Source organism: Streptomyces sp. CB09001 (assembly GCF_003369795.1).
Classification (GTDB): domain Bacteria; phylum Actinomycetota; class Actinomycetes; order Streptomycetales; family Streptomycetaceae; genus Streptomyces.
Window position 1 is genome coordinate 6,081,917 of sequence record NZ_CP026730.1, and the last position, 21,388, is coordinate 6,103,304.

21 protein-coding genes are annotated in these 21,388 nt (G+C 71.9%); 11 read left to right on the forward strand and 10 right to left on the reverse strand.

All coding sequences use genetic code 11. The features are described 5' to 3' along the window. Positions 1-79: 79 nt before the first annotated feature. On the reverse strand, positions 80-928 hold the full coding sequence (locus C4J65_RS28220; protein WP_115744925.1) for a helix-turn-helix transcriptional regulator: 849 nt from the start codon (positions 926-928) through the stop codon (positions 80-82). A 124-nt stretch (positions 929-1,052) separates the two neighbouring features. On the opposite strand from C4J65_RS28220, the gene ibuL reads away from it, so the two are divergent. After that, a complete protein-coding gene (ibuL, locus tag C4J65_RS28225; RefSeq protein WP_115744926.1) occupies positions 1,053-2,729 on the forward strand; it encodes an isobutyrate:CoA ligase IbuL in 1,677 nt (558 codons plus the stop codon). Continuing rightward, on the forward strand, positions 2,726-4,351 hold the full coding sequence (gene lbuL, locus C4J65_RS28230) for a linear/branched/unsaturated fatty acid:CoA ligase LbuL (RefSeq protein WP_115744927.1): 1,626 nt from the start codon (positions 2,726-2,728) through the stop codon (positions 4,349-4,351). The genes ibuL and lbuL overlap by 4 nt, the downstream gene beginning before the upstream one ends. A gap of 63 nt (positions 4,352-4,414) precedes the next feature. Here lbuL and C4J65_RS28235 read toward each other — a convergent pair whose 3' ends face one another. Beyond that, on the reverse strand, positions 4,415-5,107 hold the full coding sequence (locus C4J65_RS28235) for a hypothetical protein (RefSeq protein WP_115744928.1): 693 nt from the start codon (positions 5,105-5,107) through the stop codon (positions 4,415-4,417). 147 nt (positions 5,108-5,254) lie between these two features. Here C4J65_RS28235 and gcl point away from each other — a divergent pair, with 147 nt between their 5' ends. After that, positions 5,255-7,039 (forward strand): glyoxylate carboligase, encoded by a 1,785-nt coding sequence (gene gcl, locus C4J65_RS28240; RefSeq protein WP_115744929.1) that lies wholly within the window; start codon positions 5,255-5,257, stop codon positions 7,037-7,039. A gap of 174 nt (positions 7,040-7,213) precedes the next feature. Here the strand turns inward: gcl and C4J65_RS28245 are convergent, their stop codons facing one another. From C4J65_RS28245 to C4J65_RS28265, 5 genes are all read right to left on the reverse strand, one after another. Beyond that, entirely contained in the window at positions 7,214-7,861 is a 648-nt protein-coding gene (locus tag C4J65_RS28245) for a TIGR04222 domain-containing membrane protein (RefSeq protein ID WP_115744930.1), read from the reverse strand. 65 nt (positions 7,862-7,926) lie between these two features. Further along, entirely contained in the window at positions 7,927-8,178 is a 252-nt protein-coding gene (locus C4J65_RS28250) for a hypothetical protein (RefSeq protein WP_115744931.1), read from the reverse strand. Positions 8,179-8,618: 440 nt separating this feature from the next. After that, positions 8,619-10,082, reverse strand: coding sequence for a catalase (locus C4J65_RS28255; protein WP_115744932.1), 1,464 nt, complete (start codon positions 10,080-10,082; stop codon positions 8,619-8,621). Positions 10,083-10,286: 204 nt separating this feature from the next. Next, positions 10,287-11,177 carry a 2-hydroxy-3-oxopropionate reductase gene (locus C4J65_RS28260; protein WP_115744933.1) on the reverse strand — a complete coding sequence of 297 codons (891 nt, stop codon included), beginning with the start codon at positions 11,175-11,177 and terminating at the stop codon, positions 10,287-10,289. A gap of 47 nt (positions 11,178-11,224) precedes the next feature. Next, positions 11,225-12,064 carry a TIM barrel protein gene (locus C4J65_RS28265; protein WP_115744934.1) on the reverse strand — a complete coding sequence of 280 codons (840 nt, stop codon included), beginning with the start codon at positions 12,062-12,064 and terminating at the stop codon, positions 11,225-11,227. Between the two features lie 140 nt (positions 12,065-12,204). Here C4J65_RS28265 and C4J65_RS28270 point away from each other — a divergent pair, with 140 nt between their 5' ends. The 7 genes from C4J65_RS28270 (at position 12,205) to C4J65_RS28300 (ending at position 17,941) form a co-directional block, all read left to right on the forward strand. Continuing rightward, a complete protein-coding gene (locus tag C4J65_RS28270; protein ID WP_162833394.1) occupies positions 12,205-12,471 on the forward strand; it encodes a hypothetical protein in 267 nt (88 codons plus the stop codon). Continuing rightward, positions 12,468-12,836 (forward strand): helix-turn-helix domain-containing protein, encoded by a 369-nt coding sequence (locus C4J65_RS28275; protein WP_115744936.1) that lies wholly within the window; start codon positions 12,468-12,470, stop codon positions 12,834-12,836. The genes C4J65_RS28270 and C4J65_RS28275 overlap by 4 nt, the downstream gene beginning before the upstream one ends. 149 nt (positions 12,837-12,985) lie before the next feature. Further along, positions 12,986-13,501, forward strand: a complete 516-nt coding sequence (uraD, locus tag C4J65_RS28280) for a 2-oxo-4-hydroxy-4-carboxy-5-ureidoimidazoline decarboxylase (protein WP_162833395.1) — start codon at positions 12,986-12,988, stop codon at positions 13,499-13,501. Beyond that, complete coding sequence (uraH, locus tag C4J65_RS28285) at positions 13,498-13,899, forward strand: hydroxyisourate hydrolase (RefSeq protein ID WP_115744938.1); 402 nt, start codon at positions 13,498-13,500, stop codon at positions 13,897-13,899. The genes uraD and uraH overlap by 4 nt, the downstream gene beginning before the upstream one ends. A gap of 7 nt (positions 13,900-13,906) precedes the next feature. After that, positions 13,907-14,842: a factor-independent urate hydroxylase gene (pucL, locus tag C4J65_RS28290; protein WP_115744939.1), complete on the forward strand. Its 936-nt coding sequence runs from the start codon at positions 13,907-13,909 to the stop codon at positions 14,840-14,842. A 69-nt stretch (positions 14,843-14,911) separates the two neighbouring features. Then, a complete protein-coding gene (locus tag C4J65_RS28295; protein ID WP_115744940.1) occupies positions 14,912-16,300 on the forward strand; it encodes an 8-oxoguanine deaminase in 1,389 nt (462 codons plus the stop codon). 252 nt (positions 16,301-16,552) lie between these two features. After that, on the forward strand, positions 16,553-17,941 hold the full coding sequence (locus C4J65_RS28300; protein WP_115744941.1) for a nucleobase:cation symporter-2 family protein: 1,389 nt from the start codon (positions 16,553-16,555) through the stop codon (positions 17,939-17,941). A gap of 310 nt (positions 17,942-18,251) precedes the next feature. On the opposite strand, the gene C4J65_RS28305 is transcribed toward C4J65_RS28300, so the two are convergent. After that, positions 18,252-19,718, reverse strand: coding sequence for an MFS transporter (locus C4J65_RS28305; protein ID WP_115744942.1), 1,467 nt, complete (start codon positions 19,716-19,718; stop codon positions 18,252-18,254). A 98-nt stretch (positions 19,719-19,816) separates the two neighbouring features. Here C4J65_RS28305 and C4J65_RS28310 point away from each other — a divergent pair, with 98 nt between their 5' ends. Beyond that, entirely contained in the window at positions 19,817-20,218 is a 402-nt protein-coding gene (locus C4J65_RS28310) for a helix-turn-helix domain-containing protein (RefSeq protein ID WP_162833396.1), read from the forward strand. 16 nt (positions 20,219-20,234) lie between these two features. Here the strand turns inward: C4J65_RS28310 and C4J65_RS28315 are convergent, their stop codons facing one another. Both C4J65_RS28315 and C4J65_RS28320 read right to left on the reverse strand, forming a co-directional pair. Continuing rightward, positions 20,235-20,657, reverse strand: coding sequence for an acyl-CoA thioesterase (locus tag C4J65_RS28315; RefSeq protein ID WP_115744943.1), 423 nt, complete (start codon positions 20,655-20,657; stop codon positions 20,235-20,237). A gap of 54 nt (positions 20,658-20,711) precedes the next feature. Further along, positions 20,712-21,359, reverse strand: a complete 648-nt coding sequence (locus C4J65_RS28320; RefSeq protein WP_115744944.1) for a hypothetical protein — start codon at positions 21,357-21,359, stop codon at positions 20,712-20,714. Positions 21,360-21,388 lie beyond the last annotated feature (29 nt).

Sequence of the window (21,388 nt, forward strand, 5' to 3'; positions counted from 1 at the left end):
ACCCGAACAACAAACGGGCCACCGCCGAAATCAAACACGGCCCGGAGATGCCCGCGCCCGCCCCGTCCCGGCCCGCCTCCTACGGCAGCCACCCCGTTCGGCGGGCCGACGCGACGGCCTCCGTGCGGGTGCGGGCACCCAGCTTGCGCATCGCCGAGCGCAGATAGCTCTTGACGGTCTCCGGACCCACCCCGAGCCGCTCCGCCGCCGCCCCGTTCGTCGCGCCCGCGGCCACGCAGGCCAGCACGTCCACCTCCCGCGGCGCCAGCCGGGGCGCCGGCACGGAGCCGCTCCCCGCCACCAGCAGTCCGCACGCGCGCAGCAGCTCGTCCCGCAGCCCCGGATCCGTGATCCTCGGTGCCAGCGCCCGCAGCGCCGCGTGCGCCTCCCGCACCTGCTCCCAGACCGCGCCGTCCGCCGGTCCGGGCGCGGCCGCCCGCGCCGACGGGGGCGAGGCCGCCGCCAGCAGCTCGTCCGCCTCGTCCCGCAGCACCAGCGCCTGCTCCGCGTCCCGCGCCGCCGCCACCGCCGCGCCGAGCGTGCGGTCGCCCAGCGGCTGGGCCGTGCGCAGGGCGCCGTACAGCACGCCGCGCACCCGGCGCCTGACGACCACCGGCACCGCGAGGACCGAGCGCAGGCCCTCGGCGGCGACGGGCAGGTCGTACTCGTGGCTGATCTGCCGGGAGACGGAGTAGTCCGTCACCGCGCACGGCCGCGACAGCGCCACCGCCCGGCCACCGAGCCCGTTGCCGGCCGTCACCGCCAGCGCGCTGAGCGCCGTCGTCGCCGTGCCGCTCAGCTCGCTGATGCGCACCTGGCGCCGCCCGGACTCGACGAGACCGCCGAAGGCGACGGGCAGCCCGGTCGTGCGCCGCAGCCGCACCAGCGCGCTGCGGATCTGAGCCGCGTCCGCCGCGTCCACCGCCACCCGTTCCGCCCTCCCTCGTGATCGTCCCGGGACGCACACCCCCGTTCGGGGGTAGTGAGACCCACATCACGGATTACACGATGGCACAGAGCCGCCCGGCAAGGTCCGGCACCGAGGAGGACAGATGACGACGGCCACGGAGCTGTTCCGCACCGCACGGGACTTCCTGCTGGAACACCGCGAGGACTACACCGCCGCCTACGAGGGGTTCCGGTGGCCCCGCCCCGAGCACTTCAACTGGGCCCTGGACTGGTTCGACGTCGTCGCCGAGGGCAACGGGCGCACCGCCCTGCACATCGTCGAGGAGGACGGCCGCGAGGTCCGGGTCTCCTTCGCCGAGATGTCCGCCCGCTCCAACCGGGTCGCGAACCGGCTGCGGGAGTGGGGCGTCGGCCCGGAGGACCGCATCCTCGTGATGCTCGGCAACCAGGCCGAGCTGTGGGAGACCGCGCTGGCCGCGATGAAACTGCGCGCGGTCGTCATCCCGGCCACCACCCTGCTCGGCCCCGCCGACCTGCGCGACCGCGTCGACCGCGGCCGGGTCGGGCACGTGATCGTGCGCGCCGAGGACACCGGCAAGTTCGACGACGTGCCCGGCGACTACACCCGCATCGCCGTGGGCGGCGGCACACCGGCCCCCGGCTGGCGGGCCTACGAGGACGTGTACGGCGCCGCCGGCACCTTCACCCCGGACGGCCCGACCGCCGCCGACGACCCGCTGATGCTGTACTTCACCTCCGGCACCACCGCCCGCCCCAAACTGGTCGAGCACACCCACGTGTCGTACCCCGTCGGCCACCTGGCGACCATGTACTGGATCGGGCTCAAGCCCGGCGACGTGCACCTCAACATCTCCTCGCCCGGCTGGGCCAAGCACGCCTGGTCGAACCTGTTCGCGCCGTGGAACGCCGAGGCGACCGTCTTCCTGTACAACTACACGCGGTTCGACGCACCCCGCCTGATGGCCGAGATGGACCGGGCCGGAGTGACCACCTTCTGCGCCCCGCCCACCGTGTGGCGCATGCTCATCCAGGCCGACCTCACCCGGCTCGCCACCCCGCCGCGCGAGGTCGTCGCCGCCGGTGAGCCGCTCAACCCCGAGGTGATCGAACAGGTCCGCCGCCTGTGGGGGAGGACCATCCGGGACGGCTTCGGCCAGACCGAGACCGCCGTCCAGGTCTCCAACAGCCCCGGCCAGGTGCTGAAGACCGGCTCCATGGGCCGCCCCAGCCCCGGCTACCGCGTCGAACTGATCGACCCGGTCACCGGCGCGCCCGGCGCCGACGAGGGCGAGATCGCCCTGGACCTGTCCGCGCGTCCCGTCGGCCTGATGACCGGCTACCACGGAGACCCCGACCGCACCGCCGAGGCGATGGCCGGCGGCTACTACCGCACCGGCGACATCGGCGCCCGCGACGAGGACGGCTACCTGACCTACGTCGGCCGGGCCGACGACGTGTTCAAGGCCTCCGACTACAAGATCAGCCCCTTCGAGCTGGAGAGCGCGCTGCTGGAGCACGAGGCGGTCGCCGAGGCCGCCGTCGTGCCCGCCCCGGACGAGCTGCGCCTCGCGGTGCCGAAGGCCTACATCGTGCTCGCGGCCGGCTGGGAGCCCGGCCCGGACACCGCGAAGGTCCTCTTCGAGCACTCCCGCGACACGCTCGCCCCCTACAAGCGCGTGCGCCGCCTGGAGTTCGGCGAGCTGCCCAAGACCGTCTCCGGCAAGATCCGCCGCATCGAGCTGCGCGAGGCCACCGCCGCCGGTTCCACCAACGAGTACCGCGAGGAGGACTTCCGGTGACCGCACCCTCGGCACAGCCGTCGTACGCCCACGGCACCAGCACCACCCCGCTCCTCGGCGACACCATCGGCGCCAACCTCGGCCGCGCCGTCGCCGCCCACCCCGGCCGCGAGGCGCTCGTCGACGTCCCCTCCGGACGGCGCTGGACCTACGCCGAGTTCGGCGCCGCCGTCGACGAGGTGGCCCGCGGACTGCTCGCCAAGGGCGTCACCAGGGGCGACCGGGTCGGCATCTGGGCGGTCAACTGCCCCGAGTGGGTCCTCGTCCAGTACGCCACCGCCCGCATAGGCGTCATCATGGTGAACGTCAACCCCGCCTACCGGGCCCACGAGCTGGAGTACGTCCTCAAGCAGTCCCGCATCACCCTGCTGGTCGCCTCCCTCGCCCACAAGAGCAGCGACTACCGGGCGATCGTGGAGCAGGTCCGCGGCCGCTGCCCCGCGCTGCGCGAGACCGTCTACATCGGCGACCCGTCCTGGGACGCGCTGACCGCGGGCGCCGCGTCGGTGCCGCAGGAGCGGGTCGACGCGCTCGCCGCCGAGCTGAGCTGCGACGACCCGGTCAACATCCAGTACACCTCCGGCACCACCGGCTTCCCGAAGGGCGCCACCCTCTCCCACCACAACATCCTCAACAACGGCTACTGGGTGGGCCGCACGGTCGGCTACACGGAGCAGGACCGGGTCTGTCTGCCAGTGCCCTTTTATCACTGTTTTGGCATGGTCATGGGCAATCTGGGTGCCACGTCCCACGGGGCCTGCGTCGTCATCCCGGCCCCGTCCTTCGAGCCGGCGGCCACGCTGGAGGCGGTGCAGCGGGAGCGGTGCACCTCCCTGTACGGCGTCCCGACCATGTTCATCGCCGAGCTGAACCTGCCCGGCTTCGCCTCCTACGACCTCACCTCGCTGCGCACCGGCATCATGGCGGGCTCCCCGTGCCCGGTGGAGGTGATGAAGCGGGTGGTCGCCGAGATGCACATGGAGCAGGTCTCCATCTGCTACGGCATGACCGAGACCTCACCGGTCTCCCTGCAGACCCGCATGGACGACGACCTCGAACACCGCACCGGCACCGTCGGCCGCGTCCTGCCGCACATCGAGGTCAAGGTCGTCGACCCGGTCACCGGCGTGACCCTGCCGCGCGGCGACGCGGGCGAACTGCGCACCCGCGGCTACAGCGTGATGCTCGGCTACTGGGAGGAGCCCGGGAAGACCGCCGAGGCCATCGACCCGGGCCGCTGGATGCACACCGGGGACCTCGCGGTGATGCGCGAGGACGGCTACGTCGAGATCGTCGGCCGCATCAAGGACATGATCATCCGGGGCGGCGAGAACATCTACCCGCGCGAGGTCGAGGAGTTCCTGTACGCCCACCCGAAGATCGCGGACGTCCAGGTCGTCGGCGTCCCGCACGAACGCTACGGCGAGGAGGTCCTCGCCTGCGTCGTCCCGCTCGACGCCGCCGACCCGCTCACCCTGGAGGAACTGCACGCCTACTGCACCGGACAGCTCGCCCACTACAAGGTGCCCAGCCGCCTCCAGCTCCTCGACTCCTTCCCGATGACCGTCTCGGGGAAGGTGCGCAAGGTGGAGTTGCGGGAGCGGTACGGCACGCGCGCCTGACGGGCCCTGAAGGAGGGTCCCGAATGTCAAGTGCTCCGGGATCGTGGCGCGGTAGTCACCGCGTCAGTCCCAGCCGGCCGTGGCGTCCAGCGCCGCGGCCGGCGCGTTCGCCGGGCGCGGCACGCCCGACGGGTCGAGCACGAACAGCGCGACGTCCAGCAAATCGCCGCGGACGCGGGCGTCCTCGGCGTACCCGGCGAGCGAGAAGTACACGCCCCGCGCCGACTCCGCCATGGCCGACAGCCACAGGCACTCCACGTCCCGGACCGAGGCCGGGCCCACCGTCGGATCCACCTGGACGACGAGGCCGGGCGCGGCCAGCCCGATGCCGGACAGGGGCCGCTGGTCGGCGCGGCGCACCTCCCGGTGGCCCAGGCCGCGCAGATACAGCACGGCGGCCGTGACCGCGTCGCGGGCGGTGCGGATCGGAACGGCCCGGTGCGCCGGGACCCGTGACCCCGGGGTGCGCCCGGACCGGCCGGTGGCCGCGGGCTCCACCGGCACGCACAGCACCGTCCCGCAGGGGCAGCCCAGCTCCGGCCGCGGCCACCGGCTCTCGGTGCCGCAGACCGCGCACCGCAGCCCGATCCACTCCTCGTCCCAGGCCCGCCGGGTGACCGCGGTGGCGGCCCCGCGCGGGTCCAGCTCCGGGGCGACGGGCGCCCCGCACACGCAGGGGTACGACGGTGCCGTGTAGCGGTGCCGGCGCCCGCAGGCGGTGCAGCACACCGAGATGGTCTCGGACATGACCCCCATCGTCCTCTCTTGACGGCCCTCGGCCGCCCACTTACATTACTTCCAGATCGTAGAAAACAGATTTCGCTATACGGAAGTTGCTACGGAAGAAGCTCACCGCGGGGCGCGACGGGAGTGCGAATCCGACAGCCGGATCAGGAGTACTCGATGGCTCGTATGACCGCTGCCCGAGCGGCAGTTGAGATCCTCAAGCGCGAGGGCGTCACCGACGCGTTCGGTGTGCCCGGTGCGGCGATCAACCCCTTCTACGCCGCGCTCAAGGCGTCCGGCGGCGTCCAGCACACCCTGGCCCGCCACGTCGAGGGTGCCTCGCACATGGCCGAGGGCTACACCCGCACCCTCCCGGGCAACATCGGCGTCTGCATCGGCACCTCGGGCCCGGCCGGCACCGACATGATCACCGGTCTCTACTCGGCGATCGGCGACTCGATCCCGATCCTGTGCATCACCGGTCAGGCACCGACCGCCGTGATCCACAAGGAGGACTTCCAGGCCGTCGACATCGCCTCGATCGCCAAGCCGGTCACGAAGATGGCGGTCACCGTCCTGGAGGCCGCGCAGGTCCCCGGCGTCTTCCAGCAGGCGTTCCACCTGATGCGCTCCGGCCGTCCCGGCCCGGTCCTGATCGACCTGCCGATCGACGTCCAGACCACCGAGATCGAGTTCGACCCGGAGACCTACCAGCCGCTCCCGGTCTACCGGCCCGTCGCCACCCGCGCCCAGATCGAGAAGGCGATCGGCCTGCTCAACGCCGCCGAGCGGCCGCTGATCGTGGCCGGCGGCGGTGTCATCAACGCCGATGCCGCCGACCTGCTCGTGGAGTTCGCCGAGCTGACCGGCACCCCGGTCGTGCCGACCCTGATGGGCTGGGGCCTGCTGCCCGACGACCACGAGCTGAACGCCGGCATGGTCGGCCTGCAGACCTCGCACCGCTACGGCAACGCGACCTTCCTGGAGTCCGACTTCGTCCTCGGCATCGGCAACCGCTGGGCCAACCGCCACACCGGCAAGCTGGACGTCTACACGGCCGGGCGGAAGTTCGTCCACGTGGACGTCGAGCCGACCCAGATCGGCAAGATCTTCGCCCCGGACTACGGCATCGCCTCCGACGCCAAGGCCGCCCTGGAGCTGTTCGTCCAGGTCGCGCGCGAGCTGAAGGCGGCCGGCCGGCTGCCGGACCGCTCCGCATGGGCCGCCTCCGCGCAGGAGCGCAAGGCCACCCTCCAGCGCCGTACGCACTTCGACGACATCCCGATCAAGCCGCAGCGCGTCTACGAGGAGATGAACAAGGCCTTCGGCCCGGAGACCCGGTACGTCTCCACCATCGGCCTGTCCCAGATCGCCGGCGCCCAGATGCTGCACGTCTACCGGCCGCGGCACTGGATCAACTGCGGCCAGGCAGGACCGCTCGGCTGGACCGTCCCGGCCGCCCTCGGCGTGGCCAAGGCCGATCCGGACGCGCAGGTCGTGGCGCTCTCCGGCGACTACGACTTCCAGTTCATGCTGGAGGAGCTGGCCGTCGGCGCGCAGCACAAGATCCCCTATGTGCACGTCCTGGTGAACAACTCCTACCTGGGCCTGATCCGCCAGGCACAGCGGGCATTCGACATCGACTTCCAGGTCAACCTGGAGTTCGAGAACATCAACTCGCCCGAACTGGGCGTCTACGGCGTGGACCACGTCAAGGTCGCCGAGGGCCTGGGCTGCAAGGCGATCCGGGTGACCGACCCGAACGAGCTGGGCGCGGCCCTGGAGCAGGCCAAGAAGCTGGCCGCCGAGCACCGGGTGCCGGTCGTCGTCGAGGCGATCCTGGAGCGCGTCACCAACATCTCCATGTCGGGCACCAACGACATCTCCAACGTGGTGGAGTTCGAGGAGGTGGCCACCGAGCCGGGGCACGCCCCGACCGCGGTCAGGACGCTGAAGGTCTGACGGACCCGGCGCCCAGCGCCGAGAGCGGCCCGTTCCCCTCCTCGGGGGGACGGGCCGCTCTCACGTATGCGCGGACCCCAGGTGTGCGCGGACCCCAGGTGTGCGCGGATCCCACGTGGTGTGCGGGACCCCACGTGTGTGCGGACCTCATGTGCGCGGACCTCATGTGTCCACTCAGTCCGAGCCGCCGCCGCCCCCCGAACCACAGCCGCCCGAGTGGTCCCCGTGACCCATGCCGCCCCAGTCGCCCGAGACCGAGTCCTCGTACTCGTCGCGCCACCTCAGGAACCTGCCCCGGCCCAGTGAGAAGCGCACCCCGTCGGCCGGGGCACCCGGGTCCATCAGCCCGGTCCGCAGCGCGAAGCGGGGGAGGAGCAGGCGCAGGGCCGCATCACCGTGCAGGGCGACCGCGAGCAGCGTGTCCTCGTCCGTCAGCCCGTGCCTGACCGCCGGCAGCGGATGCCGCTCCCGCCAGAACGCCAAGCGCCGGCGGGCGCCGCGGGTCGGCCTGAGCCAGGGGTGGGTCAGCAGTCCGTCCTCCGCGAGCGGGATGCGCGTCAGGGCCAGGGCCAGGCGCACGTCGGCGTGCCGGACCAGCTCGCGGGCGGTGAGCGGCTCGCACAGACAGTCCAGGACGGTCCCCTCGAACGGCCCCAGCCCTTCCGGCTCCGGCCCCATCGCGCACAGCGTCCTGCCCGGTCCGGTCTCCACCGCGCCCAGCAGGTGCAGGGCGACCACCGCCACCGTGACGGCGGCCCGCGGCCCGCCGCCCAGCAGCGCGACCTCGTGCGGCTCCCACCCGATCTCCGTGCCGGTGTCCACGACACCACCCCCGCGCCCCCGTGTTTCCCGGGGTTGTGCCCGCTGCGGGCGACTCCTACGCGGGCTTAGCCACCATGGTGCTCGTGGTGCTCGTGCAGCCCCGGCCAGTCCTCCGGGCCGCCGCCCTGCCACTCGACCAGGTCGCTCGACTCGACGTCGGTCACGTAGAGGTCGGCCAGCCGCAGGAGCTCGGCCACGTCGTCGATGTGCGAGGCGACGCCCAGGGTCTCCTCGCCCGAGGTGACCCGGCGGGAGCCGTCGAGGGCGGGGGAGTGGACGACGATGTGCGGACGCTCGGGTGGGTGTGCCGTTGCCATGCCTCCAGGCTGCTGCGCGGGAGGAGAATCCGCACCCGGTGAACCCGAGCAGCGCCGGATGCGGGACCGTCCGCATCCGGCGCTGCTCGGCCGGTGAAGGTTCTCGGTGAGGGGTCTTCACGTGGTGCCCGTCCGGCGGCGCGAGGCTGGGCGCGACAGGTCGTTCGCGCCGCCGGACGGAGTTTGCGGGGCCTCTCGATCACGAGAGGCGGGGTGGCTGGGACCGCGGCGGTGCGACGGGCCGGAACCGCTCCTCCCCTCAGGTCGTAGGAGAAACGTCCGTGCCCTTCACCACCGCACTGGCTCGCAGGCCGCCGCGGTCCTCGCCCTGCCCGCGCCGGCACCCGGCGCGCACCCCTCATCCGGGTCGCCTCGGTGCCTGCTCGGGCCGCGCACACGGTCCCGGCCTCCCCGCCGGGTCCCGTGCGCGAGCCGGTGGATCAGTCCTCGCGCAGGGCGCGGACCGCCTCCTCCACGCGCTTGCCGTACTCGGGGTCGGCCGCGTGGAAGTGCGCGAGGTTCTTCTCGACGACGTCGTTGCGGGAGACCTGCGACAGGCCGCCGGCCAGGTTGGCCACCAGCCGCTGCCTCTCGTCCTCGCTCATCAGCCGGTACAGCTCACCGGCCTGCACGAAGTGGTCGTCCTTGGTGTGCAGCGGCGCCTCGTGGGTGCCGGTGTGGCCGGAGACCGGGAGCGGGGCGGCCAGCGGGCGGCCGGTCTCGGCCGGGCCGTCGTAGGAGTTCGGCTCGTAGTTCTTGGCGTACCGGCCCTGCGGATTGGCCGCCATCAGGCCGTCGCGGCCGTAGTTGGCGGCGCCGCCGGGCACGGCCTTCGGGGCGTTCACCGCGAGCTGGGTGTGGTTGACGCCCAGGCGGTAGCGGTGGGCGTCCGCGTAGGCGAACAGGCGGCCCTGGAGCATCTTGTCGGGGGAGGGGCCGATGCCCGGAACGAAGTTGTTCGGGGAGAAGGCGGCCTGCTCGACCTCCGCGAAGACGTTGTCCGGGTTGCGGCCGAGCACCAGCCGGCCGACCCGCCTGAGCGGGTAGTCGGCGTGCGGCCACACCTTGGTCACGTCGAACGGGTTGAAGCGGTAGTTCGCCGCCTCGGCCACCGGCATCAGCTGCACGTGCAGCGTCCAGGACGGGTACACGCCCCGCTCGATCGCCTGCACCAGGTCGGTCTGGTGCGAGGCCGGGTCCTCGCCCGCGAGCTTCGCCGCCTGCTCGGCGGTCAGGCAGCGGATGCCCTGGTCGGTCTTGAAGTGGTACTTGACGAAGAACGACTCGCCCTTGGCGTTCGTCCACTGGTAGGTGTGCGAGCCGAAGCCGTCCATGTGGCGGTACGAGGCCGGGATGCCGCGGTCGCCCATCAGCCAGGTCACCTGGTGCGTCGCCTCGGGGGAGTGCGCCCAGAAGTCGAAGACGTTGTCCGGCTCCTGACGGCCCGTGAACGGGTCGCGCTTCTGCGAGTGGATGAAGTCGGGGAACTTGATGGGGTCCTTGATGAAGAACACCGGGGTGTTGTTGCCGACGAGGTCGTAGTTGCCCTCTTCGGTGTAGAACTTCAGCGCGAAGCCCCGCGGGTCGCGGACCGCGTCCGCGCCGCCGAGCGAGTCGGCCACCGTGGAGAAGCGCAGGAAGACCTCGGTGCGCCTGCCGACCGTGTTCAGGAAGTCGGCGTGCGTGAAGCCGGTGACGTCGTCGGTCACCTCGAAGTGGCCGTAGGCGCCGGAGCCGCGGGCGTGCACCACGCGCTCCGGGATGCGCTCGCGGTTGAAGCGGGCGAGCTTCTCGATGAGGTGCTGGTCCTGGATCAGGAGGGGGCCGCCGATGCCGGCGGAAGCGGAGTTCTGGTTGTCGGCGACCGGGGCGCCGGACTCGGTGGTGAGCACGCGCTGCGACATCGTGGACCTTCCGTGGCCTTGCAGACGAGGGTTCAGCGGGACCATTCAGTGGAAACGGGTTTCCGCTTCGTGGAGCCTAGGTTTGGGACTGTGGCACGTCAACAGTTTGTTGAAGTGGGTTCCGGGCGGCGCCGCCGCTCGGGCGCGACATGACAGGTGTCAGCGACCGCGCCGCCCGGAGGTCTCATGGGGCCGGTACGGCGGTCAGACCTGGCCGCCGGACAGGCGCTCCACGGCCCGCAGCAGGGCCGAGTGGTCCAGGCCGCCGTCGCCCTGGGCGCGCAGCGAGGCGACCAGCTGGGCCACCACGGCGCCCACCGGCAGCGCGGCGCCCACGTTGCGGGCGGCGTCGGTGACGATGCCCATGTCCTTGTGGTGCAGGTCGATGCGGAAGCCCGGCTTGAAGTCGCGGGTCAGGAAGTTGTCCTTCTTCCGCGTCAGCACGGTCGAGCCGGCCAGGCCGCCGCCCAGGACGTCCAGGGCGGCCTTCAGGTCCACGCCGGACTTCTCCAGGAAGACCACGGCCTCGGCGCACGCCTGGATGTTGACGGCGACGATCAGCTGGTTGGCGGCCTTCACGGTCTGGCCCGAGCCGTGCGGACCGCACAGCACGATGGTCTTGCCGAGCGCCTCCAGGAGCGGCTTGGCCTCGTCGAAGTCGGCCTGCTCGCCGCCGACCATGATGGACAGCACGGCCTCGATGGCGCCGGCCTCGCCGCCGGAGACGGGGGCGTCCAGGACGCGGATGCCCTTGTCCTTGGCGGCCTTCGCGAGGTCCACCGAGGTCTGCGGGGTGATCGAGGACATGTCGACCAGCAGCGCGCCGGACTTCGCGTTCTCCAGGATGCCGTCGGGGCCGTAGGCGATGGCCTCGACCTGCGGCGACGCGGGCACCATGGTCACGACGACGTCGGCGTCGCGGACGGCCTCGGCGATGGAGGCGGCCACGGTGCCGCCGGCGGCGGACAGCCGGTCCAGCTTCTCCTGCTCCAGGGTGAAGCCGGTGACCTGGTAACCCGCCTTGATCAGGTTCTCGGACATGGGGGAGCCCATGATGCCGAGACCGATCCAGGCGACCTTGGGGAGCGTGCTCATGATGGGTACCTCTCTGGAAAATCTCTGAAGAGTGCTGCGGGTGGCGCTCAGCGGGCCGCGCGGGCCTCGGCCGGCAGCCAGGAGAAGGACTGGGCGCTGGGGGTCTCGCCGGGCTTGTACTCCAGGCCGACCCAGCCGTCGTATCCGGCCTTCCGCAGGCGGTCGAGCAGGTCCTCCAGCGGGAGGGAGCCCGTGCCGGGAGCGCCGCGGCCCGGGTTGTCGGCGATCTGCACGTGGCCGGTCTTCGCGGCGTAGGCGTCGATCACCTGCGGCAGGTCCTCGCCGTTCATGGACAGGTGGTAGAGGTCCATGAGGAACTTGGCGTTGCCGAGCCCGGTGGCCTCGTTGACCTTGTCCACGACCGCGACCGCGGCCGGAGCCGACACCAGCGGGTACCGCGGCGACTCGGGCTCGTTGAGCGCCTCGATCAGCAGGATCGCGCCGATCCGGTCGGCCGCGCGGGCGGCCAGGACCAGGTTCTCCAGCGCGAGCCGGTCCTGCTCGGCCGGGTCCACGCCCTCGACACGGTTGCCGTACAGGGCGTTGAGCGCCGTGCAGCCCAGCGACTGGGCGAAGTCGGCGGCCACGTCGATGTTGGCGCGGAAGCGGTCCGACTCCGCACCGGGGACCGACAGGGCGCCCCGGTCGGGGCCGGGCAGCCGACCGGCGTAGAAGTTCAGCCCGGTGAGCCGGACGCCCGCGTCCTCGATGGCCGACTTGAGGGCGTCCAGCTCGGACTGCGCGGGGGTGGGCGAGTCGATCCAGGGCCACCACAGCTCGACCGCGGTGAAGCCGGCCGCGGCGGCGGCCGCGGGACGCTCCAGGAGCGGGAGTTCCGTGTAGAGGATCGACAGGTTGACGTTGAAGCGCTGGTCTGCGAATCCCATCGGGTGCCGCGCTCCCTTCCGCTCGAGGGTGTTTCCGTATTACGGAAGTTCGTTTCTGCTTAATGGAAGATTGCCGGTGGAGCGGCGCACTTGTCAAGAGGGGGCGGCGCAATGCCGTCACCCCGCGTTAGGTTGACCGCGTGCGATTGAGAGTGGAGTTCACGACCGAACCCTTCGACCTCGACGAGGCGCCCGCCCACGCGGTGGTGGCCCGGGAGGTCGTCGAGGCCGCCGAGCTGGACGCGGTCGACGTCGGCCCCTTCGGCAACACCGCCGAGGGCGGCGCCGACCAGGTGCTCACCGCCGTGGACGAGCTGCTGCGCCGGTCCCTGGAGGCCGGTGCCACCCGGATCTCGCTCCAGGTCAACGTGGTCGGACAAGACGCCGAAGGGAAGGGTGAGCGGTGACCGGTCCCGCCGAGGAGCCGTTCATCGCGGCCGTCAAGCCCCTGGTCGACGCCATGGGCGGCGAGATGCTGCCGCCGGACGAGGCGGGTCTTGAGGATGTCGTGCTCTCCTGGGAGGGTGCCGACGTCGTCGCCGTACGCCTGCCCCAGCTCGCCGACTCCCTCGACCACATCCTGGCCGCCATGGAACGCCGGCGGGGCAGGCCGCTGGCCGACCTGGACCGCCGTACCAAGCAGGAGGTCGTCCGGGCCCTGGAGGCGCGCGGCGCCTTCGCCGTACGGCACGGCGTGGAGACCGTCGCGAGCGCCCTCGGTGTCAGCCGCTTCACCGTGTACAACTACCTCAACCGCGAGAAGGGCACCTGACCTGCACGGTTCCTTCGCGCCTCCAGTCGCCGTCCGGTAACCGGGCGGCGGCTTTTCCGACCCCGAATTTTCAACAAAGTGTTGACGGCTTGTTTCCGAGGGCGTTAGCTATCGGCACGCCCGCCCAGCACAAGGCCACGGAGGCTCCCGTGACGTCCACTTCCGCGTCGGGCCTGGCCCGCTTCAACACCCTCGAGGAGACCGCGGCACTCGCGGAACTCCACGAGGCGTGCGCCGCCACGGCGTGGGCCCGGTACCTGCTCGCCGCCCGCCCCTTCGCCACCCCCGAGGATCTGTACGCCGCAGGCGACGCCGCCATGGCCGAGCTGACCGCGGACGACCTCGCCCAGGCGATGGCCGGACACCCGCCGATCGGCCGCCCCAAACCGGGCGACCCGACCTCGTCCCGCGAACAGGCGGGCATGTCCGGCGCCACAGAGGAACTCAAGGCGGAGATGCTCGAACTGAACCTGGCCTACCAGGAGAAGTTCGGCCACGTCTTCCTCGTCTGCGCCACCGGGCGGACCGGTGAGCAGATGCGGGACGCGCTCAAGGAGCGGATCGGGAACCCGCCCGAGCAGGAGTGGGAGATCGTCCGCACCGAACTGGGGAAGATCAACCGCATCCGCCTGACCCGACTCGTCGAACAGGACGCCCGACCATGAGCACCAGCACCACCGCCTCCGTGTCCACGCACATTTTGGACACCAGCGCCGGCCGCCCCGCCGGGGACGTCGCCGTCCACCTCGCAGCCCGTGCGGGCCGCGAGGGGGACTGGCAGACGCTCGGCGGCTCCGCGACCGACGCCGACGGCCGGTGCAAGGACCTCCCGGCCCTGCCGGAGGGCACCACCCACGTACGGCTCGACTTCGACACCGAGACGTACTTCGCCAAGAAACAAGCCGCGGCCCAGCAGGACGCCCCCGCGCTCCGGGACAGCGAGAACGGCCGGCCCGTGTTCTTCCCCGAGGTCACCATCACCTTCGCGGTGGTGCCCGGCGAGCACTACCACGTTCCGCTGCTGCTCAACCCGTTCGGCTACTCCGTTTACCGAGGGAGCTGACCGAATCATGACCCGTTTCGTCCTGGGACAGAACCAGTACGGCAAGGCGGAGAACCGCGTCGTCAAGATCACGCGCGACGGCGACACGCACCACATCAAGGACCTGAACGTCTCCGTCGCCCTGTCCGGCGACATGGAGGAGGTCCACCGCAGCGGTTCCAACGCCAACGTCCTGCCGACCGACACCACCAAGAACACGGTGTTCGCCTTCGCCAAGGAGCACGGGATCGAGAGCGCCGAGGACCTCGGCGTCAAGCTCGCCCGCCACTTCGTGGACAACAACGAGCCGATCCACCGGGCCCGCATCCGCATCGAGCAGTACGGCTGGGAGCGGATCGAGACGTCGAAGGGCGGCGCCCGCTTCGTCGGTGCGGACGAGATCGCCCACTCCTTCGTCCGCACCGGCCAGGAGACCCGCGTCGCGCAGATCACCTACGACGGCCACGGCATCCAGGTGCTCTCCGGCTTCAAGGACCTGACCGTCCTGAACTCGACCAACTCCGAGTTCTTCGGCTTCCTCAAGGACAAGTACACGACCCTCCCGGAGGACCACGACCGCATCCTCGCCACCACCGTCTCCACCTGGTGGCGGCACAACTGGGACGGCATCGACTCGCACGCCCCCGACTGGGACCGCTCCTACGGCGGGGTGCGCAAGCACGCGCTCCAGGCGTTCGCCGAGACCTACTCGTACTCACTCCAGCAGACCCTCTTCGAGATGGGTGTGCGGGTGCTCAACTCGCGCGACGAGGTCGACGAGATCCGCTTCTCGATGCCCAACAAGCACCACTTCCGCTCGGACCTGTCGCCCTTCGGAATCGACAACGAGGCCAAGGACGGCGCCGTGTACTACGCCGCCGACCGCCCCTACGGCCTGATCGAGGCCACCATCCTGCGCGACGGCGCCGAGCAACTCATCCCGGTCGACATGACCAACCTCTGACGCGGGACGCGCGCCACCGCCCCGCCCCCCGGGACGGTGGCGCGCCACACCGGAGGACAAGGAAGCAGCATGGCAGCATCATCGGCAGCCGAGCGCACCGTCATCGAGAACTGTGCCGTCGCGACCGTCGACGCGGACGACACCGAGTACGCCTCGGGCCACGTCGTCCTCGCCGGCAACCGGATCGAGTCGGTCGGCGCGGGACGGGCACCCGAGGGCCTCGGGAACGTCGTACGCCGGATCGACGCGACCGGACACCTGGTCACGCCCGGACTGGTCAACACCCACCACCACTTCTACCAGTGGCTCACCCGGGGCCTGGCCACCGACCACAACCTGTTCGACTGGCTGGTCGCCCTGTACCCCACCTGGGCGCGCCTCGACGAACCGATGGCCCACGCGGCGGCCCAGGGATCGCTCGCGATGATGGCCAGAGGCGGCGTCACCACCGCCGCGGACCACCACTACATCCACCCGCGCGGCGCCGGTGACCTGTCCGGGGCGATCATCCGCGCCGCCCGCGACATGGGCGTGCGCTTCACCCTCGCCCGCGGCTCCATGGACCGCGGCGAGTCCGAGGGCGGGCTGCCGCCGGACTTCGCGGTCGAGAGCCTGGACGACGCGCTCGCCGCCACCGAGGCCACCGTCCGGGAGCACCACGACCCCTCCTCCGACGCGATGACCCAGGTCGCCGTCGCCCCCTGCTCGCCCTTCTCCGTCTCCACCGAACTGATGCGCCAGGGCGCCGAGCTGGCCCGCCGGCTCGGCGTGCGGCTGCACACCCACGGTTCGGAGACCGTCGAGGAGGAGAAGTTCTGCCACGAGCTGTTCGGCATGGGACCCACCGACTACTTCGAGTCCACCGGCTGGCTCGGCGAGGACGTGTGGATGGCGCACTGCGTCCACATGAACGACGCCGACATCGCCGCCTTCGCCCGCACCGGAACCGGCGTCGCCCACTGCCCGTCCTCCAACGCCCGCCTGGCCGCCGGCATCGCCCGGGTCCCCGACCTGATCGCCGCCGGAGTCCCGGTCGGTCTCGGCGTCGACGGCACCGCCTCCAACGAGTCCGGCGAACTCCACACCGAACTCCGCAACGCCCTGCTGATCAACCGCCTCGGCGCCCACCGCGAGGCCGCGCTGGACGCCCGCAAGGCGCTGCGCCTGGGCACCCACGGCGGCGCCCGGGTCCTCGGCCGGGCCGAGGAGACCGGCTCCCTGGAGGCGGGCAAGCTCGCCGACCTGGTGCTGTGGCGGATGGACACCCTCGCCCACTCCTCCATCGCCGACCCGGTGACCGCCCTGGTCTTCGGCGCCGCCGCCCCGGTCACGGCGTCGTTCGTGGACGGCCGGCAGATCGTCGAGGACGGCAGGCTGCTCACGGTCGACGAGGACGCCGTCGCCCGCGCCACCCGCGACGAGGCACGACGCCTGGCGCGGACCGCGGCGCAGGGCTGAGACAGAAGCTGCCGAACGCCGCACAAGAGAACACCACTTGATCTCCGGCCGGGAGGGACGGCTCCCGGGCGGTAACCGTGGACCCGAGCGGGGTCCACGGTGGCCTACTCCGGGGTGTGCGCCCCTGCGCGCACGCCCCGGAGCGGTCGCCCGTTTCCCCGAACGGTCCGTCCGGGTCCCGCACGACCACCAGTTCCACCTCCCTGACACCCACGTCAGAGCCGACGTGCAACCGACCGGAGGAACGCCGCCGTGGCCGACCACCCTGTTGACGAGAAACTCCCGCCGCTGAAGATGGCGACGACCGGCCTGCAACACGTGGCCGCCATGTACGCCGGGGTCGTCGCCCCGCCCCTGATCGTCGGCGCGGCCATCGGCCTGAGCGCCACCGAACTGACCTTCCTCACCGGCGCCTGCCTGTTCACCGCGGGCCTGGCGACCTTCCTCCAAACCCTCGGCATCTGGAAGATCGGCGCCCGCCTGCCCTTCGTCAACGGCGTCACCTTCGCGGGCGTCGCCCCCATGACCGCGGTCGTCGCCTCCACCGACGACAAGTCCGACGCGCTGCCGATCATCTTCGGCGCGGTCATCGTCGCCGGACTCCTCGGCTTCGTCGCCGCCCCCTTCTTCAGCAAGGCGATCCGCTTCTTCCCGCCGGTCGTCACCGGCACCGTCATCACGCTGATAGGCATATCCCTGCTCCCCGTGGCCTTCGGCTGGGCACAGGGCCCCAGCCCCACGGCGGACGACTTCGGCTCGGCGACCAACCTCGGCCTGGCCGCGATCACCCTCGTCGTCGTCCTGTTCCTGCGCCGCTTCACCCGGGGCTTCGTCAAGCAGATCGCGGTGCTGCTCGGCCTGGTCGCGGGCACGCTCATCGCGATCCCGTTCGGCGTCACGGACTTTGGTCCGGTCGCGGACGCGGACGTCGTCGGCTTCCCGACGCCGTTCCACTTCGGCGCGCCGCAGTTCCAGATCGCCGCGATCATCTCCATGTGTGTGGTGATGGTGGTCTCGATGACCGAGTCCACGGCCGACATGCTCGCCCTCGGCGAGATCGTGGAGCGCCCCGCCGACGAGAAGACCATCGCGGCCGGCCTGCGCGCCGACACCCTCGGCTCCGCACTCAGCCCGGTCTTCAACGGCTTCATGTGCAGCGCCTTCGCCCAGAACATCGGCCTGGTCGCGATGACGAAGATCCGCAGCCGCTACGTCGTCGCGGTGGGCGGCGGCTTCCTGGTCCTGATGGGCCTGTGCCCGATGGCGGCCTCGCTCATCGCCGTCGTCCCGCGTCCGGTCCTGGGCGGCGCCGGCGTGGTCCTCTTCGGCTCCGTCGCGGCCAGCGGCATCCAGACCCTGGTCCGGGCGAGCCTGGACAAGGACAACAACGTCCTGATCGTGGCGGTCTCCCTGGCCGTCGGCATCATCCCGATCGCGGCGCCGGAGTTCTACCACTCGTTCCCGGAGAACGCGCGGATCATCCTCGACTCGGGCATCTCCACCGGCTGTGTGGCCGCCGTCCTGCTCAACCTGGTCTTCAACCACATCGGCGGCCGGGAACGCGAGGCGGAGGACGTCACCCACCCGATGGAGGCGGGCGACGAGATCACCGAGTCGTCCCGGGCCGCGGCGATGCCGTGACCCGTGGCTCCGACACACCGCGGCGGGTGGGGGCGGGTGCCTCTGATTCAGAGGCACCCGCCCCCACCCGCCGTCAACGTCCCCACGGGCCACCGTGCCTGCCGGTCGTGGTGCCTCCGGGTCGTGGTCTTTGCCGGTCGTGGCCCTGGCGAGCACGGTCGTTCCCGGCGTGGGCCCGTCCAGTCGGCGTGCGGCGGTCGTGTCCGTGTCCGTGTCCGTTACGGCGTCCGCCGGAGTCGGGCCGGCGGGGGCGGGGCCCTGCCGTCACCGGCCGGGTCACCGTGCCCGGCGGGTCAGTGTGCCCGGCGGGTCAGAGTCGACGTCCCGCGCGGTCCCGCAGGACCACCGCCGCCAGGGCCAGGGCGGCCGTCGCGATCGCCGCCGCCGCCCGGAACGCCAGCTGATAGCCCTCGGCCGTGGCAGGCACCGCGGTCACGCCCCGGCCGAGCAGCCCGTCCGTGCGGGCCGCGGCCAGTGCCGACAACGCCGCCAGTCCCAGCGAACCGCCCACCACCTGCGTGGTGTTGAACAATCCGGATGCCAGCCCCGCGTCCTCCTCGCGCGCCCCTGACATCGCCAGCCCCGTCAGCGCGGGCATCGCCGCGGCGAAGCCCACGGCCAGGAGCAGCATCGGCGGCAGTACGTCCGTGAGGTAGCCGCCGTCCACCGGCGCACGGCTCAGCAGCGCCATGCCGGCCACGATCAGCACCAGCCCGGCCAGCAGCACCCGGTACGCCCCGAACCGCCCGATGGTGCGGGCCGAGAGCCCCAGCATCAGCACACCGATCACGACCGGCGCCGGAAGGAACGCCGTCCCCGTCGCCAACTCCCCGTAGCCCAGCACCCGCTGGAGGTACAGCGCGCCGATGAACTGGAAGCCGTACATCGTCGCCACCATCAGCACCTGCACGGTGTTCGCCCCCGTCAGCAGCCGTGAGCGCAGCATGCGCAGCCGCAGCAGCGGACGAGCGGCCCGCGCCTGCCGGACGGCGAACGCGGCGAACAGGGCGAGCGCGGCCAGGGAGAGGAGCACCGTGGTGAGGGTGCCCGGCCCGCCGGCACCGGTGATCGTGTACACCGTCAGCATCAGCGCGCCCGTGACCAGGGCCGCCCCGGGGTAGTCCACACCGCGACCGCGACCGCGACCGCGACCGCGACCGCGACCGGGGCCCGCGGCCTCGTCGGGGGCGAGGACCCGGACCGCCGCCGCCCAGGCGGCCGCCCCGATCGGCAGGTTGATCAGGAAGATCCAGTGCCAGCTCAGGGCCTCGGTCAGGGCCCCGCCCAGGAAGGTGCCCAGTGCCCCGCCCGCCGCGCCGACCGCGCTGAACACCGCGATGGCGCGGGCCCGTTCGCGCGGCTCGGGGAAGAGCGCGACCACCATGCCCAGCACCACGGCCATGGTCATCGCGCCGCCGACCCCCTGGACGGCACGGGCCGCGACCAGCACCTCCCGTCCGGTGGCCACCCCGCACAGCACGGAGGCCGCCGTGAACAGCGCGAGACCGGCGGTGAACATCCGCTTGCGGCCCACCAGGTCGCCGAGCCGGCCCGCGAGCAGCAGCAGCCCGCCGAACGGGATCAGGTACGCGTTCACGACCCACGCGAGGCCCGGCCCCGTGAAGCCGAGGTCGCGCTGGACGGCGGGCATGGCCACCGTGACGATGTTGCCGTCCAGGATTGTCATCAGCGCCCCGGTGCACAGGACGACGAGCGACGTCCAGCGGGAGTACGTCCGCCCGCGTGCCGCGGCCGGTGACTCGGTCGTGATCGTCATGGTGACGTGCCCTCCGTTTCTCCGTGCCCCCTTGGGGCACGACTTGTAACGGGGACCATCGTGGGTAACCCTGGAGTCCGGCATAAGGAGGCAGTCCGATGTCCCAGAGGAACACCCGTGTTACCTCGCAGGTGGTGAACGCGCACGCGTGCCCGGTCCGGGAAGTTCTTGACAGGGTCGCGGGGAAGTGGAGCGTGCAGATTTTGGTAGCCGCGGCGCACGGCCCGATCCGGTTCACCGAACTGGAGCGCGGCATCGAGGGCATCAGCCGCCGCATGCTGACCCTGACCCTGCGCAACCTGGAGCGCGACGGCCTGGTGACGCGCACCGTCCACCCGACGGTGCCGCCGAAGGTGGAGTACGCCCTGACGCCCGTGGCCCGTGAACTGCACGCCTCGCTGCAACAGCTGACGGACTGGGCCGAGCGCAACCGGCTGTACGTCGCCGAGGCCCGCGCGGCCTACGACACCGAGCACCAGCCGGAGCTGACGGACGCCTGACGCGGCACCCCTCGGCCTACAGTCCGAACAGCTCCGGCCGGGCCGCCAGCTCCTTGAAACGCTGCCGCGGGTCGGGCACCAGCCTGCGCTCGCTCAGGTCCATCAGCCCGCCGACGGCCTCGACCTCGGCGGCGACCGTGCCGTCCGTTTTGGTGATGAGCTGCCGGATCCGGAAGGTCTTGCCCTCCCCCCACTCGAAGGCACAGCTCACCGTGACCTCGTCACCGGCGAGCAGCTCCCGCTGGAACCGGAGGGTCGTCTCCAGCGCCACCGGCCCGACCCCGCGGGCGACCAGGTCCGCCTGCCGGATACCGGCCGCCTGGAGCATCGACCAGCGGGCGTGCTCGGCGTAGTTCAGGTACACCGACTGGTTCAGATGGCCCTGGGTGTCGGTCTCGTACCCGCGGACGGTCACGGGAACGGAGAACGGTTCGCTCACGGCTGCTGCCTCTCCTCGCACACGTACGGACGGACCGATCCTGACATGCGGGTGTCACACCTTCCGCGGGGAGGCCAGCAGGTAACGGGCCCGCGTGCGCGGCTCGGTGTGCTCCCCGGTCTGCCAGCCCGCCCGCTCCAGCGTCGCGGCGCACTCCCGCAGCGCGGCGCCGTCCCCTTCGTACACGGCGACCGCCTCGGGCTGCGGCGTCGCCCGCACCCGGTACCCGTCCGCGCCGTCCGGACCGGCGGGGCGGTGCCCGGCCGCCTCCAGGGCGAGCGCGGCGGCCCGCACGAGATGCGACCGCTCCCACCCGCACGGCCGGTCCGTGCTCCCGTCGGGATGCGTCATCCGGCGCAGCTCCAGCAGCCCCTGCCAGGCGCCGTGCACCTCGCGCAGCCGCGCGGGCCCCGAGCCGCCAGGTGCGGCCTCCTCCCCGCCGACCCGCGCGGCGAACACACCCTCGGCGGCCGGGGCCCCGGCGGGCTCCGGCGCCACCGGCTCTTCCGGCGCGTCGGCCGCCTCCCGTATCCGGTGCCCGGCCGGGGTCAGGAAGTGGTCGTGCGGGGGGCGCGGATGCCGGAAGGCGAGCCCCCGCTTCACCAGCGCCGCGAGCTGGGCCTCCGTACCCTTCAGCCGTCCGGTGACGGGATCGGCGGCGTCGACGACACGCCGCTGCGCGGCGGTGGGCGACAGTGCCACGGCGTCCCTCCTTCCCCCATCGGTCACGC

Bases quoted from the DNA above. Each gene is read 5' to 3' on its own strand.
- ibuL (WP_115744926.1), top strand. From the start codon at position 1,053: ATGACGACGGCCACGGAGCTGTTCCGCACCGCACGGGACTTCCTGCTG.
- C4J65_RS28235 (WP_115744928.1), bottom strand. From the start codon at position 5,107: ATGGGGGTCATGTCCGAGACCATCTCGGTGTGCTGCACCGCCTGCGGG.
- gcl (WP_115744929.1), top strand. From the start codon at position 5,255: ATGGCTCGTATGACCGCTGCCCGAGCGGCAGTTGAGATCCTCAAGCGC.
- C4J65_RS28250 (WP_115744931.1), bottom strand. From the start codon at position 8,178: ATGGCAACGGCACACCCACCCGAGCGTCCGCACATCGTCGTCCACTCC.
- C4J65_RS28255 (WP_115744932.1), bottom strand. From the start codon at position 10,082: ATGTCGCAGCGCGTGCTCACCACCGAGTCCGGCGCCCCGGTCGCCGAC.
- C4J65_RS28260 (WP_115744933.1), bottom strand. From the start codon at position 11,177: ATGAGCACGCTCCCCAAGGTCGCCTGGATCGGTCTCGGCATCATGGGC.
- C4J65_RS28265 (WP_115744934.1), bottom strand. From the start codon at position 12,064: ATGGGATTCGCAGACCAGCGCTTCAACGTCAACCTGTCGATCCTCTAC.
- uraH (WP_115744938.1), top strand. From the start codon at position 13,498: ATGAGCACCAGCACCACCGCCTCCGTGTCCACGCACATTTTGGACACC.
- pucL (WP_115744939.1), top strand. From the start codon at position 13,907: ATGACCCGTTTCGTCCTGGGACAGAACCAGTACGGCAAGGCGGAGAAC.
- C4J65_RS28295 (WP_115744940.1), top strand. From the start codon at position 14,912: ATGGCAGCATCATCGGCAGCCGAGCGCACCGTCATCGAGAACTGTGCC.
- C4J65_RS28305 (WP_115744942.1), bottom strand. From the start codon at position 19,718: ATGACGATCACGACCGAGTCACCGGCCGCGGCACGCGGGCGGACGTAC.
- C4J65_RS28310 (WP_162833396.1), top strand. From the start codon at position 19,817: ATGTCCCAGAGGAACACCCGTGTTACCTCGCAGGTGGTGAACGCGCAC.